Origin of the sequence: Paenibacillus aestuarii (assembly GCF_027789125.1) — a bacterium.
Taxonomy (GTDB): Bacteria; Bacillota; Bacilli; order Paenibacillales; family NBRC-103111; genus Paenibacillus_E; species Paenibacillus_E aestuarii.
Genome location: NZ_JAQFVF010000058.1, coordinates 1 through 13,289 on the forward strand (window position 1 = coordinate 1; position 13,289 = coordinate 13,289).

Consider the following 13,289-nt stretch of genomic DNA (forward strand, 5'->3'; position numbering starts at 1 on the left):
TTCATAATGCCAAAGAAGTTCTCCATCACCGCGTTATCGTAACAATTTCCTTTGCGTGACATGCTTTGGGTAATTCCTTGTTTCTTCAAAGCATGTTGATACGGCTTCATCTGGTAGTGCCAGCCTTGATCCGAATGTAGGAGGAGTTCATCCTCTTCGGATAAGCGTTTAAAGGCCTTATCTAGCATCTCAGAGACTAAGGAATAAGTAGGGCGGGGCCCTACTGTGTAAGTGATAATTTCACCGTTAAACAAGTCCAAAACAGGTGATAAGTACAGCTTTTCTCCAAATAGCTTAAATTCCGTAATATCGGTAACCCATTTCTCATTTGGTTTTTCCGCGTGAAAATTACGATTGAGTACGTTAGGTGCAATTTTACCTACTGTTCCTTTATGGGAACGATATTTCTTCATACGCACCACTGATTTCAAGCCTAATTCTTTCATGATACGCTGCACTTTTTTATGATTAACCCGATGTCCCCGATTATATAGTTCATCACGGATACGACGATAGCCATAACGTCCTTGATGTTCGATGTAAATGGATCGAATAAGGAGTTTTAGATCTTTGTCTAGATCGGGCTTATTCAACTGCTTTACCCAGTAGTAAAAGGTACTACGAGGGATGTCAGCAAACGCTAGCAATGCAACCACCGGGAATTCAAGCCTTAATTCATAGACTACTTGTGCTTTGTCTTGTTTGGTGATTTTTCCTTGTTTTGAACTAAGGCATTCAACTTTTTTAGATAGGTATTTTCCATACGCAAACGTTCTATTTCTGCTTTCAGAGCTTCAACTGAACCCTCCGCAGGTTCTAGTTTTTTCGAATTGTTCTCTTTCTTATTTGTCATAAGTGGGCGCCCCTTTTTCTTTGATTTCAGGGCGTCCTTTCCATCTTCATTAAATTGATTGCGCCATTTTCTAATGATCCCAGGGGAGGAAATATTAAAAATGACAGCAGCTTCATTTGGAGACGTCCCATGCTCGTTCATATAGTTGAGTACGTCTAGTTTAAATGACATGCTGTAAGCTGTATAGCTCTTTTCAAAAGCTTTTACCCCGTGATATTCGTATTGCCTAACCCACATACGTAAAACTTCATGGTTTATCCCTAATGATTTTGCAACGCTTTTAATTCCTTCCGTACCATTCTGATACTTAAAAATGGCCTTCAATTTCTCATCTAAACTGAAATTAGGCAAAAAAACTGCACCTCCATTGTTAGTCGTGTCTAACAAATGGGGTGCAGTTCACTTTTGGTCGACTGCCGCGCTTTTCGTATTCCACTAATGTTGTTAGTTATGATATTGCTTTAGAGTCAAGAATAAAATTCTCCCCACTCGCATTAACGTCAACTGCCAGTTACTTCAACAGACAACGGCAGCTGATCGTCTGCCGGCTGCCGTTATTCGTGATTAAACTATCGTTCTCCGTTAGTTCAATTCGATACTGATACACGTGATACGGCAATCCATCATAGGTATTAACATCGAACATTTATACAATTGAATGGCATTGATTACAACATCTTCAATCAATATCTCTTGAAAAAAGAAATCCATTTCGTCTGATTTTTGAGGGATCACCCCTTCTACACCTTCTAGCCACTTGTTGATACTTACAGAAAAACAACCCCTGAACGTAATTGACTTATCATTTGCATTGTTATTTATGTCACCATACTTTAAATGAACTATATTAGATGAGTGGTCATATGAAAGTTCCTTTAATTTTGCATCAATAAAATCTGTTCCGAGTTCTCCGATAAGTATCTGGCTACTTGGTCTAAGACTCACAGGGATAAACCCTCCTACAAATGTTGTTTTAAACTAACGTGTCCAGTTACTTGAATCTCCAAATACTCTGTATACCTATTTCCCTGGGAAACCGTTTAAAGGTGGAATTCACAATTATTCAAGTGCAATAGCTAAAGGCTTTAATTAATGTCTTACCAAGTATTTCCTCATCATTGCATTCTAATAAACTTATTCTGAAAGTTGGATCTTCATTAGATCGAATATATCCTCCCTTGGTCTTCTTCATTGGGCTAAACTTGTACATCTTCGAATCCAAAATGTTTGAAATCTGTACGAGCTTATGATTATTAATAAATTTGCTCCAACTACTATATCCTAAACATTCTTCAATCTTTGCATTATTATTTTCGTTGATCAATGGTTCCTTCTCACACAAAGAAAACGTATCTAAAATTATATAAGCCAGTTGTTCAGAATTGGCATTAGGTACAACTTTGATCTTATTAGTTGTTTGGCTTAAACCCATCTCGTTCTTTGCCGTTGCACAAAAAATAATTGAATCTTTATTATTTAAAAGTGCCCAAATAGAGTGGTAATTTATTTTAAACATTAGTATCTTCCTTTTATTATTTTGAAATGATAACGGTCTATATTCTTTATTGAAGTAAGAAGAAAATTTGTAACCAGCATCTTTATAAAATTCGGAAACATTATTTTTAGTATTAATTCTGCCCCCTTATGATTGCACTTTTCCTTAATTATACATTTTAACAGCTATACTGTTGAAGAAATCTGCCCGTTAGCTCAATCCCATCTCTAGGTTGCTTTATTTTCTTTGAACATTAGCCGTAATTATTATGCGCATCCCAGTGCTATTCGCTCTTAAAACTCTCGAATTGATTTTTCAACCAGTGCTGATTCTGTTTTGCAATGTATTGTTCCATATGAATCAATAGGTCAACTAATTCGTTCTTAGTTAGTTGCATATACCGTTGTTTGACGCGAGTTATGTCTCTTTCCTGCTTTATTTGCTTAAACGAATCCAGATCACCTGCAATGGGAACTCGAGAGCTCTTACGCGGCTTATAGAACTTAGCTGAGATGTGTTTTGAAAAGTATGCGTGCAGTTCTTTATTCTTACGAATAGTGTTTGGATGGATGCCGATTCCTTCAGAGTCGATTATTTTCGATTTATCCGAGACAGTGCGATACGAAACAGAGGAACCCTCTTTGACAAGTAAATCAATCGCCTTAACGCCAAGTTCAAATGAACGTTTTTTCTTATCATCGTACAATGATTGAAGCCATTCCCGTTCATTTGTTTGAGGAGAAACGGATTTTTGAAACATGCAACTCATCCTTTTGTGTTTTTTCTATCAATTGAATTTCCTTCAACTCGATTTTAGCTCGATTTTTTACAATCTTCATCTTTTTTGCTTCAATAGGCAAACTAAGTTTTTCAAACCGCTTTTCGCTTTCATCGGCCCAATTATAAAAAGATTCTATTTCATCTTTAAACTCTGGTCTAGGCACCTTCGCACCGCAACCAACACAAGCCATTTTTGTTGGGCAAATAGAGTCAATCGTACATATGCCTCCAACAACTTTAGACAAAGTACCTACCTTCTCACGATAATCTTCATACAATTCCTTAAGCTCATCAGGCCCTCTAAGAATGCCTTTTTGAATGTCGATATATGAGATCCAGTTTTCATGAAGTGAGTTTATAGATTCCGAGACTTGTTGTGCAGTTGGAGCTGAATAGTAAGAAGTTACTTCGATATCCTTTTGGTGAAGCAACGTCTTCACAATATCAACCGGAATCTTCTCGGTTTGAACTGCATGAGTGGCAAATGCATGCCTTAGAAGATGAGCCTTTAAGATAACTTGACCGCCTTCTGCAGACTGAATAACCATACCATGTAGAAGAAAGCGAATAATCGCATTAATTGAAAATACGTTGATATGTCTGGATTGGTATTGAAAAATATATCTTTTCTGTGACATCAAATGTTTTCTGCTTTCTACATCATACTGAACTTCAGGTATTGTATCGGATTTATAGGACTCTTTAAGCATCTTCAAAATTTCGTTCATAAACTTAAAGACTTCTTCCGGCATATAATAGTTCTCAGGTTATTTCCCTTCCTTTTGGGATCAAACGGAAGATGTAGTTCTTTCTAGGTGGACTAACGCTCTTATCAACTGTCACCACACAGCAGTCTTTATCATAACTGATCTGCAGCAGCTCATTCATTCTGGCACCAGAGGATGTAATGATATAGCCAATAAAAGAAAGGTTCCAACGTGTTTAAATATGAAATTACAGAACTCTCATCTAGTGCCGCCGTTTACAGCATCATCGAAAGTGCTAAGGCAAATGGTCTTAGTCCGTATAAATACCTTCAATTCATCTTCAGCGAATTGCCGGGAGTACAGTTTGGACAGCACCCGGCATTTCTTGAAAATTACCTTCCGTGGAGTCCAGAAATTCAAGAAGCCTGCCAATAGAGCAACGCTCATTTACTATGAATATTTCGGTACGGCAGAGACGCTCGATTTTTTAGTGTGAGCCGCGTTATTAACGAGATAGAGCCAGCTTGTTAATCAGGAGAACCATCAAAAAATGATGTCTCTCCTGTTGATAATATTCAAATATCGTACACCGTTTATATTTGATTTTTTTTTTTGACTAGGTGACACCAAAAGCCACTGCTTCACCATGTAAAAGTGTAGAGTAAAGCTTTCATTTACTGATTCTAAGAATAATTAAACGCGCTAATGAACTTGCTGTGATATAAAATAAAAAGGAATAAATGAATTTCCATGTATTTAAATGATAATAACCGATCCATACAAAAATTGGTTCAGCTACGAATGCTATGACAGCCCCAGTTAAGATGTTGGCGCTAATAAAGGTTTTCCAATTTGATGAAAATAATTGATACACGACCATTAAGATGATTGGCACTAATATAGAATCAGCAGTCAATAGTGGAGGAATTATTGGAATTAATTTCATTGGGTATCCCCACCATGAAAGATTAGTTCCTAAATCATCAAGAATAACTGCCATGATGTTTATCATGCACCCATAAAAGGCTATTTCATATGCTCTTTTTTTATCGACGATTCTCCACCATATAATCAGTGGAAATATGGATAACCCAACGAGCAGCCACCATTCCCATGTAAACACAGTTTCATGTTTCCATTGATGAACAGTGAGCTGATGCAGCTTATCCCTTGCTTTTTGTACTTCCTCATAAGCGTCAGTTAAATGGTTTCCCGTCATGTTACTCTTCGAATAATATACTTTTTCGTTATACCTTTGAATTTATCTAATTTTCCAATCCCCCATTATTCAAGAATATTTCCCCAGTAACACCCCGATTATTCCTTGATCGAAACAATATCGACTAAGTATGTATGACCCTAAATAGGCAATAATGGAAATACAGAATTTAATAAAAAAAAGGGAAGCCATCGTAGTGAATAACTTTGAAAATGTTGAAAATAAATTTCGCCGCTACAAAGCCCATGTCAGCATTGCCGGAACAACGCAATTTCATTTGCGAAACCCTTACGTAATCGCATGGTGGTCGGCAGCTTTTCCGGGTTTTGGTCATCTTTTGTTGAGTAAGTATTTACGGGGATTAGTGTTGTTCATTTGGGAAGTGATTGTCAATTACAATGCAAAAATCAATTTAGCCATGGTCCATTCGTTTTGCGGGAATATAGATCTTGCTAAAGAAGTAATAGACGTTAGATGGATGCTCATGTATATTCCCGTTTATTTATTTGGCATTTGGGACAGTTATCGAACATGCGTCGATATGAATAAAGTTTATTTGCTCGCTGAACGAGAAGATGCGCCTTATAATTCCTTTAGTATTGGAGCACTTGAAATCAATTATCTAGACAAACGTAAACCTATTATGTCCGTCCTTTGGTCTTTATTTATGCCAGGACTTGGGCAACTGCATATACACAGACTCTTAACGGCTTTCTTCTCACTTGTATGGACGATACTTTTTTTATATTTTTCAAAGACGCTTGTTGCCGTTCATCACCTATTCATGGGGGAGATAACACAAGCAACAGAAGTTTTGGATAAACAATGGCTTTTGTATATGCCCTCCATGTGGGGATTTGCTGTTTTCGATTCGTATCTGAACACCGTTGAGAATAATAAATTGTTCAATTCTGAACAAAAAACACATCTCATAAAAAAGTACCAAAGTCCGAAGTTTAAGGTTAGAAAGGGAAGAATATTAGGTGAATAATGTGATCCAAATTTTCTCCACTTTTGAACATTCAACAAATTTAGAGTTGGCTATTAGTTCTTTAGAGAAAAACGGCATCAATAAAGAGAATATCTTCGCAGTCCCTTTAACAAATCGAAAAACCCAGCGTAGAATGTTTGATAATATTCACAACGCAGATGGGATTTCGCTTATTAGCACAGGGGCGATGTTAGGTACTGCATTTGCAGTTATAGGAGCAAGTGTTGGGTTTAAACTTGCGTGGGGTCCGATTTATTGGGGACTTATTGGCACTGGTACAGGTTTTATATTAGGGTTTTTAATTGATTTGTTTTATTACAAAGTCATAAAGAAACAACAACGCCTTTTGCGCGGTAAAAATTCAGAAATTATTATAATTGTTGAGTGTGAAGAGAATAAAGGTGACATTGTGGAAGAGATCCTATGGCATCATTTAGCTCTAGGTACTGCGAGAATCATAAGTTAAAACCCAAACTAGCTTTATGCAATTGGTATTATCCCCTTCAAGTAGACACTCAAAAAAACCTTCGTGTTATCATGGAGGCTCGAGTCCACTTGGAGGGGATTTTTTATGGCTAAAAAAGGACAAACATTTCAAACGTACACAGAAGAATTCAAATTAAAGGCGGTTAAAGCGTATGTAGACGGTTCTGCTAGTTACAAGGTGGTAGCTCAGCGAGAAGGGATTCGCAACTGTTCTCAACTAAAGGTGTGGGTGAAGAAATGGCAAAACGGAGAGTCGTTCGATGTGCGTAAAAGTGAGCCAAATCCAATGAAAGGGCGGCCACGTACGTCCTTCAAAAGCATTGAGGATGAACGAGATTACCTGAAGGCGCAGGTGGATTACTTAAAAAAGCGGTATCCAAATCTAGTAAAGGAGAAGCACTAACCCAACGAATGAATTATGAAATCATGGAGGATCTGCGCCACCAGCACGGCATTACAGTTCTGTTAGCTATTGCGGGAATACCACGGGCTAGTTATTACAAATGGAGAGCCACACAGCCTCAGCGAAAGGCAAGTCAAGAAAAGGATCATGAGATCAAGGAACACATGATGGCCATCCATTTTGTACATCCCTACTACGGCTACCCTCGTATGACGACCGCCTTGTGGGAGGCCGGCTACAGAGTAAATCACAAGAAAGTATGCCGAATCATGAAAGAATTATCGATCCAATCTGTCATACGGAGGAAACGGAAACAGTCCAACTACACGCCTTCTGTTGTGTATCCAAATCGTTTAAATCGACAATTCCATGCCACAGCACCACAGCAAAAAATGGTCACAGATATTACCTATATTTCTGATGGAACGAATTTCCATTATCTATCTGTTATTCAAGATCTTTTCAACAACGAGATTGTCGCTTGGCAAATGTCTGAACGTAACGATCTTCAGCTTGTGTTGGATACCCTAGCGCAGTGGACAAGAAAAAGAGACGTCTCAGAGGCCGTGCTCCATTCGGACCAGGGCTTCCAATACACGTGTACCACATGTGTTCTCGTGGGATCACCATAATAAACAAAAAAAGCCAACCATACATTCTATGAAAACATCTACAGGCATGCTGCATAATAATGTTAATTGCAAAACCGTAAGGCTTTCTCAAACCTCGTATTTCCTCATAATAGGAATGCTGCCCTATACCTCAATGATAAAGGCAGCTGATCGTGCTGACCAGTTGCCTTGTTCCATGTTGAAATATCGTGCCCGTTTACTCAATCTCTCTTTAACTTCATTCCCAAACCTTTGGCCGCTTTAATCCGGCTGATCTTAAATAATCCAAAAGTTGACCTGAATGTACTGCTTCATGGTATGCAATTCTCATAAGCTAGTCGGGAAGCAAAAAAATGCGGTCAACAACGGCTAACAGGTTCCGAGCAGCTCACCGGATAGCTCGAAAAAGTATAGTCGAAAGTGCATTATATAAAGTTTGCATTGGATCATCCGCCATTTCGAAATTTCTCCAACCCACAATTCCATCAGGCCTTACAAGAACAGCTCCATTTGTATTAATGCCATAAGAGCTACAAAACCGTCCATCTATATCAGTGAATTCTGTTCCAATGTGATAAATTAATAATGAAATGTGAAGTTTCTTCGCAACTTCATTAGCTGATTGAATCCAATCTCTCCCGTTAAATCCAACCAAGAACACAAAATTCGTACCGAACAAGTCGAGTGTTGAAAGTTGTTTCCCATTTTGTTCTAAAGCGACATGTGGTGCGCGGGTACCTGGTAGTCCTTCCCATTGAGCAGGGTATTTTATTTGTACAGTATCTTGGTCATTTTCTCTTAAAAACGCACCTTTTAAGTAACGAAAGCCCATGTTAATCATTAGTGTATTTACTGTAATTTGATCAACATCCTCTATAATGCGTTGTCTCGATAGAGCTGTAACTTGCTCTACAGTCAAGTCGGCAATTGGCAATCGCTCCACTTCATAAGTTTGGAGCAGATCAATATTAGCATCATCATGAAGAACTGCTGCTAATTTCCAAGCTAGATTTTGTGCCTCGGCAATCCCCGTATTACCTCCAAGGGCGCCAGCCGGAGGCTGAACTCGGGCGGCATCACCGACAAGGAATACCCTTCCTTGCTGAAGGCGATCAGATACACGAGCGGCCATTTCCCATGAAAGTACTGTTTTTAATTTCAATGGAATGTCGGATATTCCGATTGCAGCACGAATCAAAGAGATACACCTTGATTCAGGATAATCCACAACTGACTCCTTGGAAGGATCGTACCATATATCCAATCGATAAAGATCCGGTCGCGCAGAAGAACCAGGATAAGGTACTAAAGCTCCCATCACGGTTTCATTTCGAATAAATCCCATCACGGCATTTCGCTTGGTAAATAACCCCATAATGTCAGATTCGAAAACCATACTTAGATTATGCATAATGGTTCCTGCACCATGCTGGCTAATACCCAGTTGTTTTCTAACCCCGCTCTTACTGCCATCAGCGGCTATCATGAAAGCAGCTCGGATTTGCCGTAAAGTGTTGTCGGAACGATTTCGGATAATAACTGATACTCTATCTTGTTGTTGTGCGAATGAGATCATCTCCGTATTGTATCTGAGATCAACTCCATTCTGCTCAGCATGTTTTCGTAGTATAGGTTCGAGTATATCTTGCGCAATAAAACTGCCTCTTGCAGGACTTTCCTCAGAAAAGAAAGCGCTCATATCCTCGATGGTATGATTAAACACTTTCCCCACAAGACTCTCCGCTTGAAAAACCTTACTATCTTTCGGGAAGTGCGGTTCTGCATTTCTTAAATCTTCCTCAATCCCCAAAGAATGAAAAATTTCTAAGGTCCGAGCTGTTAGACCTGCCACGCGCGGATGAATCGCAGTATCCGGATGGCGCTCAATCACCGTTGAAAAAATCCCTTGCCTAGCTAGAAGTAAAGAAAGAGAAAGACCTACCAGGCTTCCTCCGATGATAAGAACTGGAAGAATCTCATCAGATATTTTAAATTCGCCAGATGGTTTATCCATTATTTTCACTCCTTTCTAATTTCACGCTCAGATTTACTTCTTAAGCTCTTTACTAATCATTCATCGGTTTGAATGTCACTGTCATTTCAAGGTCTTCTATATAGTTATAGTATTATTTACAATATCATACCTATTTTAATGGGTGACTTCCATTTTTTACACACAGCGAGCATAAAATTCTCAGTACCCCATATCCTGGGTGCCTGCGTTGTAATCCCCACTCCAAAACCACAGGTCAGGTTTGTTCTGGACAAAGAAAGCTCCGATATCCACTGTCCAATATGGCGATCCCGATGCACAGAAATTTAATCCAGCTGGAATTTGCTTCCGCAGTGTCTCCCAATTCGCCGCAATGTCCCCAGACCATGTAACCGTGTTATAGCGATGCTGCCCTGCATAAGCTGAACGAGTCAGATTTACGACGCGTTTGCTCTCGGTGGTTTGGCGTTGCCCTTCATAAATTCCTTTGGAATGAAGTAAAGAATATGCATTAATATACTCCGGATCGAGATAAAGCTTCGCTTCTTCTGTATTAATCAGCATCAGTTGTTCTGACTCAAGCTTAACAGCTCCACTCCAATCGGCTCCGAAAGGCTCCGTGCAATCACACCACCAAGCATTGATACCATGTGCAAAGAGACCTTCGTTAGCCTGCTTCCAGTACAATTGTCTACCTTTTTCCTGGAAAGCGTCATAAGTCGCTCGATTCCCCAGCAAGCATCCACTTTCATCCATTTCCTTATTGTTATCGCTCTGTGGATTCATAATTGGCCAGATGAAAACCATCAAACGGGCATTCATCAGGTGAAGCTCCTCCATCATGTCTTTCGGATCCGGAAAGCGTTCAGAATCGAGCTTTTCTGACCCCAGAGTTCACCTTTCCAGGACTTCCAATCTAGTACAATGCAATCAAGCGGCAGTCCTCGTTCACGATACTCACGAACAACGGCTATCAATTCTTCTTGTGACGTATATCGTTCTTTGGACTGCACATAACCGAACGACCACTTGGGCAGCATTGGTGCTTTTCCAGTTAATTGGCGGATCCCATGCACAATCTCGTCCATCTCCGGACCATGAATGAAATAATAATCCAATTCATCTTCAACTTCTGTCCTTAAATAGGAACCATAAGCATCGTCCCTAAACGTCATCATGGAATAGCTGTCCATTAATATGCCATATCCATATGCTATATCCACGCGTAGATACAAGGACGGGAACAACCGCCTTCATATTTTGTTGATACAAGTATTGATGCGTTCCCCGCAAATTCATTACGCCTTCTTCATGCGAGCCTAAGCCGTATAAAGCTTCTTCTTCCATCCATTCCCAAGATCAAGATGTCGATTGAATGCAAAAAAAATCTACCCAAGTCACTCCCTTATTCCGAGAATAATACGCGCCCCCCAGAAGAAATCGTCAAGATGATTCAATTTTATTTGAAAGAAAACTGGAGTCGATCTCCAAACACTTTAATTTTCATCCTTCTTAAATAAGCAAAATTTTCATCAAACACACGGGGGGACCACCATCCAAATATTTGACAGCCGTACGCATCAATCACACCATTAATCACGCCAAATATTTGCTTGCAAAAGAAAAGAATCTCTCTATCAAAGAAATCTCTCAACGTGTAGGCTAACCGGACCCTTCCTATTTCAGCAGAATTTTTAAACAAGTAACGGATATAACGCCAAGAGAGTATCGAAATTTAGAAGACTGAATAGAAGATAACAGCTTTCTATCCAAAGAGGAAACCCTCTCAACAACGGATCTTGACTAGCTTCCATACGAAAAAATTCCGGCGTACGGCCAACCATTAGACCGCAGTTGAAAACAGTCAAAATTAAGTAGAGTGAAACGGGCATTTATTAAAAACAAAAAACATCATTCATTTTTTGAATGATGTTTTTTTGTGCCTCCCGGCTAAATTGTAAACCTGGCAACATACTTATCAACGTAATCACGCATAAACGGTTGGAAGATAACAAATGTTGTACGACTTGAGTCCAATTTTATTGACGAGCCGCAGGTGCCGGAGCCGCTCGCTGCGTTTGAATCAAGTTGTCTACATTGGAATGCGACTTATTAATTTGCTCTTGCGTCAACGGCTTGCCAACGCCGAAGCTCTTGACGATTTTCTTCAGCGTATCCGCATCGAAATCATCCATCGCATACATCTCCACCGTAAATCCCTTGTCCTCCCAGATAACAATTCCATTTGCAAAATACAGCTTGGTCCCATCGATCATTTCAGTTTTCACTTCGCCAGTCGTTTCAATTCCGTTCTTGCCGCCTTGCGAAATCAAGAAATTCACGGATTTTTCGCCTTGCGCGTATTGCACCTCTACCATCGTCTTACCGTGAATGACGGTGTTGACATACTTGAAGTCAGCCATCCAGGATGGAGCCGGAAAATTCATTCCCACGGCGGTACGGGCTTCGTCCACGGTCATCGTCGGCCGCGTCGGCAGCTCCACTCTATCGGTTTCGGACCCTTCCTTCTGGGCGGAGGCATTTTTGGCAGACGCCGGAAGCTCCTTATCGACTTGAACGATGTCCATATTGCCTACATGAAACTTCGCCAAGATCGATTGCATCATACCTTGGGCGTAGGAGGTTGTAGACAGCACTCCGCCAATCAGCACTACACCAAGTACAGCCACAGTAGCCGTTTTCCATGTTCTATTCATCGTTGTTATCCCGTCCCTCATCGTATTTTTCTGTGAAATGGTTTGCGTCTCGATCTTATGTACCAGACGCCTGTGAATCCGCTCTTTCGCCAATGGATTATCAAGCTTTGTATTTTCAAGCAAATCGATCACATCCTCAAATGGTTTGAGGTCTTGTTTATTATTCATCCATCAACCCCCCTGTCCCCAAAAATTTATGCAGCTTCTTCAAGCTCCTGTAGACAATGACACCGATCTGGGATTCACTTACTCCCATGAGTGCCGCAATCTCCGAGTTTTTGAGACCGGCGGCAAACTTCATAGCGATGATGTTGCGTTCCTTGTCGCGCAACTTGGCAAACGCTTGAAACAGCGCCTGATGGTCGTCAACCTGGATGGCTAGCTCCTCGGGAGAAGGCTTCGGCCAGATCAACTCGGTAATCGAATCCAAGGAAAAATGAAATCTCTTTTTCCGGGCGCGAAAGTAATCGGTGACGGCATTCCGTACTATGGCGAACAACCACACCTCGAATACGGCTTTTTCCTCGGAGAAGCTGCCATAATTGACAATCACCCGTTCAAACACTTGGCTGCAAACATCCTCCGCCTCATACTGATTCTGAATCCGGTAATAAATATACTTGTACACGCGGTTAAAGTACTGTTCATAGATCCGGGAAAATTGTTCGGTTGACAGAACCTCTCCGGCAGCACGGAGCTTGTCCGTTCGCTCCCTGAATATGTCCTTGTTTACTCGGACGCTCTCCATTCGCTTTCCTCCTTCCTATGCTTCTATTTCATCCAAGCAAGCCGGTTACGTATGTTAATACGCCGCTTAATGAAATCCATTAACAAGCAGCGGTCGTTTTTTTCTTCAAGTCACTATTATAGAGCATGAAAAAAAATGCGGGCACCAGCAATCGCTGGAAACCCGCATCCACTATTACGGCGTTAATTCGTTTTTCACGGATTCAAGATTTGATCCACATACCGCTGGCTATGTCGGCCCTCAGGGCACTCACCAGTTGCTGAAAGCTGCCCATGTAGGTGGTGTT

The 13,289-nt window shown here is 40.4% G+C and carries 14 protein-coding genes and 5 pseudogenes; 6 read left to right on the forward strand and 13 right to left on the reverse strand.

Features of this window, described 5'->3' with window-relative positions:
- The 5 genes and pseudogenes from O9139_RS22235 to O9139_RS22255 form a co-directional block, all read right to left on the reverse strand.
- Window positions 1-1,204, reverse strand: a pseudogene (locus O9139_RS22235) (IS3 family transposase); the annotation flags it as partial.
- 231 nt (window positions 1,205-1,435) lie between these two features.
- On the reverse strand, window positions 1,436-1,798 hold the full coding sequence (locus O9139_RS22240) for a hypothetical protein (RefSeq protein WP_270881617.1): 363 nt from the start codon (window positions 1,796-1,798) through the stop codon (window positions 1,436-1,438).
- Between the two features lie 118 nt (window positions 1,799-1,916).
- Window positions 1,917-2,369 carry a hypothetical protein gene (locus O9139_RS22245; RefSeq protein ID WP_270881618.1) on the reverse strand — a complete coding sequence of 151 codons (453 nt, stop codon included), beginning with the start codon at window positions 2,367-2,369 and terminating at the stop codon, window positions 1,917-1,919.
- A 262-nt stretch (window positions 2,370-2,631) separates the two neighbouring features.
- On the reverse strand, window positions 2,632-3,108 hold the full coding sequence (locus tag O9139_RS22250; RefSeq protein ID WP_270881619.1) for a hypothetical protein: 477 nt from the start codon (window positions 3,106-3,108) through the stop codon (window positions 2,632-2,634).
- Window positions 3,074-3,856 (reverse strand): site-specific integrase, encoded by a 783-nt coding sequence (locus O9139_RS22255; RefSeq protein WP_270881620.1) that lies wholly within the window; start codon window positions 3,854-3,856, stop codon window positions 3,074-3,076. The genes O9139_RS22250 and O9139_RS22255 overlap by 35 nt, the downstream gene beginning before the upstream one ends.
- Window positions 3,857-4,093: 237 nt before the next feature.
- On the opposite strand from O9139_RS22255, the pseudogene O9139_RS22260 reads away from it, so the two are divergent.
- Window positions 4,094-4,270 (forward strand): annotated as a pseudogene (locus tag O9139_RS22260) (transposase domain-containing protein); the annotation flags it as partial.
- Between the two features lie 235 nt (window positions 4,271-4,505).
- Here the strand turns inward: O9139_RS22260 and O9139_RS22265 are convergent.
- Window positions 4,506-5,054, reverse strand: a complete 549-nt coding sequence (locus O9139_RS22265; protein WP_270881621.1) for a CBO0543 family protein — start codon at window positions 5,052-5,054, stop codon at window positions 4,506-4,508.
- 196 nt (window positions 5,055-5,250) lie between these two features.
- Here O9139_RS22265 and O9139_RS22270 point away from each other — a divergent pair, with 196 nt between their 5' ends.
- The 4 genes from O9139_RS22270 to O9139_RS22285 all read left to right on the forward strand — a co-directional run bounded on the left by O9139_RS22270 (window position 5,251) and on the right by O9139_RS22285 (window position 7,566).
- Window positions 5,251-6,045 carry a hypothetical protein gene (locus tag O9139_RS22270; protein WP_270881622.1) on the forward strand — a complete coding sequence of 265 codons (795 nt, stop codon included), beginning with the start codon at window positions 5,251-5,253 and terminating at the stop codon, window positions 6,043-6,045.
- A gap of 1 nt (window position 6,046) precedes the next feature.
- Window positions 6,047-6,511, forward strand: coding sequence for a hypothetical protein (locus tag O9139_RS22275; protein WP_270881630.1), 465 nt, complete (start codon window positions 6,047-6,049; stop codon window positions 6,509-6,511).
- A 105-nt stretch (window positions 6,512-6,616) separates the two neighbouring features.
- Entirely contained in the window at window positions 6,617-6,934 is a 318-nt protein-coding gene (locus O9139_RS22280) for a transposase (RefSeq protein WP_270881623.1), read from the forward strand.
- A gap of 8 nt (window positions 6,935-6,942) precedes the next feature.
- Window positions 6,943-7,566 carry an IS3 family transposase gene (locus O9139_RS22285; protein WP_270881624.1) on the forward strand — a complete coding sequence of 208 codons (624 nt, stop codon included), beginning with the start codon at window positions 6,943-6,945 and terminating at the stop codon, window positions 7,564-7,566.
- A 217-nt stretch (window positions 7,567-7,783) separates the two neighbouring features.
- Here the strand turns inward: O9139_RS22285 and O9139_RS22290 are convergent.
- The 4 genes and pseudogenes from O9139_RS22290 to O9139_RS22305 all read right to left on the reverse strand — a co-directional run.
- Window positions 7,784-7,879 (reverse strand): annotated as a pseudogene (locus O9139_RS22290) (DinB family protein); the annotation flags it as partial.
- A gap of 54 nt (window positions 7,880-7,933) precedes the next feature.
- A complete protein-coding gene (locus tag O9139_RS22295; RefSeq protein WP_270881625.1) occupies window positions 7,934-9,559 on the reverse strand; it encodes an FAD-dependent monooxygenase in 1,626 nt (541 codons plus the stop codon).
- A 180-nt stretch (window positions 9,560-9,739) separates the two neighbouring features.
- Window positions 9,740-10,360 (reverse strand): TIM-barrel domain-containing protein, encoded by a 621-nt coding sequence (locus tag O9139_RS22300; protein WP_270881626.1) that lies wholly within the window; start codon window positions 10,358-10,360, stop codon window positions 9,740-9,742.
- Window positions 10,361-10,377: 17 nt separating this feature from the next.
- On the reverse strand, window positions 10,378-10,731 hold the full coding sequence (locus O9139_RS22305) for a TIM-barrel domain-containing protein (protein ID WP_270881627.1): 354 nt from the start codon (window positions 10,729-10,731) through the stop codon (window positions 10,378-10,380).
- A gap of 482 nt (window positions 10,732-11,213) precedes the next feature.
- Between O9139_RS22305 and O9139_RS33395 the strand changes: the two are divergent.
- Window positions 11,214-11,285, forward strand: a pseudogene (locus O9139_RS33395) (helix-turn-helix transcriptional regulator); the annotation flags it as partial.
- Window positions 11,286-11,358: 73 nt separating this feature from the next.
- On the opposite strand, the pseudogene O9139_RS33400 reads toward O9139_RS33395, so the two are convergent.
- From O9139_RS33400 to O9139_RS22315, 3 genes and pseudogenes are all read right to left on the reverse strand, one after another.
- Window positions 11,359-11,430: pseudogene (locus O9139_RS33400) on the reverse strand (potassium-transporting ATPase subunit KdpA); the annotation flags it as partial.
- Between the two features lie 147 nt (window positions 11,431-11,577).
- On the reverse strand, window positions 11,578-12,423 hold the full coding sequence (locus O9139_RS22310) for a hypothetical protein (protein WP_270881628.1): 846 nt from the start codon (window positions 12,421-12,423) through the stop codon (window positions 11,578-11,580).
- Window positions 12,416-13,003 (reverse strand): sigma-70 family RNA polymerase sigma factor, encoded by a 588-nt coding sequence (locus tag O9139_RS22315; protein ID WP_270881629.1) that lies wholly within the window; start codon window positions 13,001-13,003, stop codon window positions 12,416-12,418. Before O9139_RS22315 ends, O9139_RS22310 begins: the two co-directional genes overlap by 8 nt.
- Window positions 13,004-13,289: the final 286 nt, after the last annotated feature.

Excerpts from the sequence above, each read along its gene's own strand:
- O9139_RS22245 (WP_270881618.1), bottom strand. The coding sequence starts at position 2,369 with ATGTTTAAAATAAATTACCACTCTATTTGGGCACTTTTAAATAATAAA.
- O9139_RS22250 (WP_270881619.1), bottom strand. The coding sequence starts at position 3,108 with ATGTTTCAAAAATCCGTTTCTCCTCAAACAAATGAACGGGAATGGCTT.
- O9139_RS22255 (WP_270881620.1), bottom strand. The coding sequence starts at position 3,856 with ATGAACGAAATTTTGAAGATGCTTAAAGAGTCCTATAAATCCGATACA.
- O9139_RS22265 (WP_270881621.1), bottom strand. The coding sequence starts at position 5,054 with ATGACGGGAAACCATTTAACTGACGCTTATGAGGAAGTACAAAAAGCA.
- O9139_RS22280 (WP_270881623.1), top strand. The coding sequence starts at position 6,617 with ATGGCTAAAAAAGGACAAACATTTCAAACGTACACAGAAGAATTCAAA.
- O9139_RS22285 (WP_270881624.1), top strand. The coding sequence starts at position 6,943 with ATGAATTATGAAATCATGGAGGATCTGCGCCACCAGCACGGCATTACA.
- O9139_RS22295 (WP_270881625.1), bottom strand. The coding sequence starts at position 9,559 with ATGGATAAACCATCTGGCGAATTTAAAATATCTGATGAGATTCTTCCA.
- O9139_RS22300 (WP_270881626.1), bottom strand. The coding sequence starts at position 10,360 with ATGAATGCCCGTTTGATGGTTTTCATCTGGCCAATTATGAATCCACAG.
- O9139_RS22305 (WP_270881627.1), bottom strand. The coding sequence starts at position 10,731 with ATGGACAGCTATTCCATGATGACGTTTAGGGACGATGCTTATGGTTCC.
- O9139_RS22310 (WP_270881628.1), bottom strand. The coding sequence starts at position 12,423 with ATGAATAATAAACAAGACCTCAAACCATTTGAGGATGTGATCGATTTG.
- O9139_RS22315 (WP_270881629.1), bottom strand. The coding sequence starts at position 13,003 with ATGGAGAGCGTCCGAGTAAACAAGGACATATTCAGGGAGCGAACGGAC.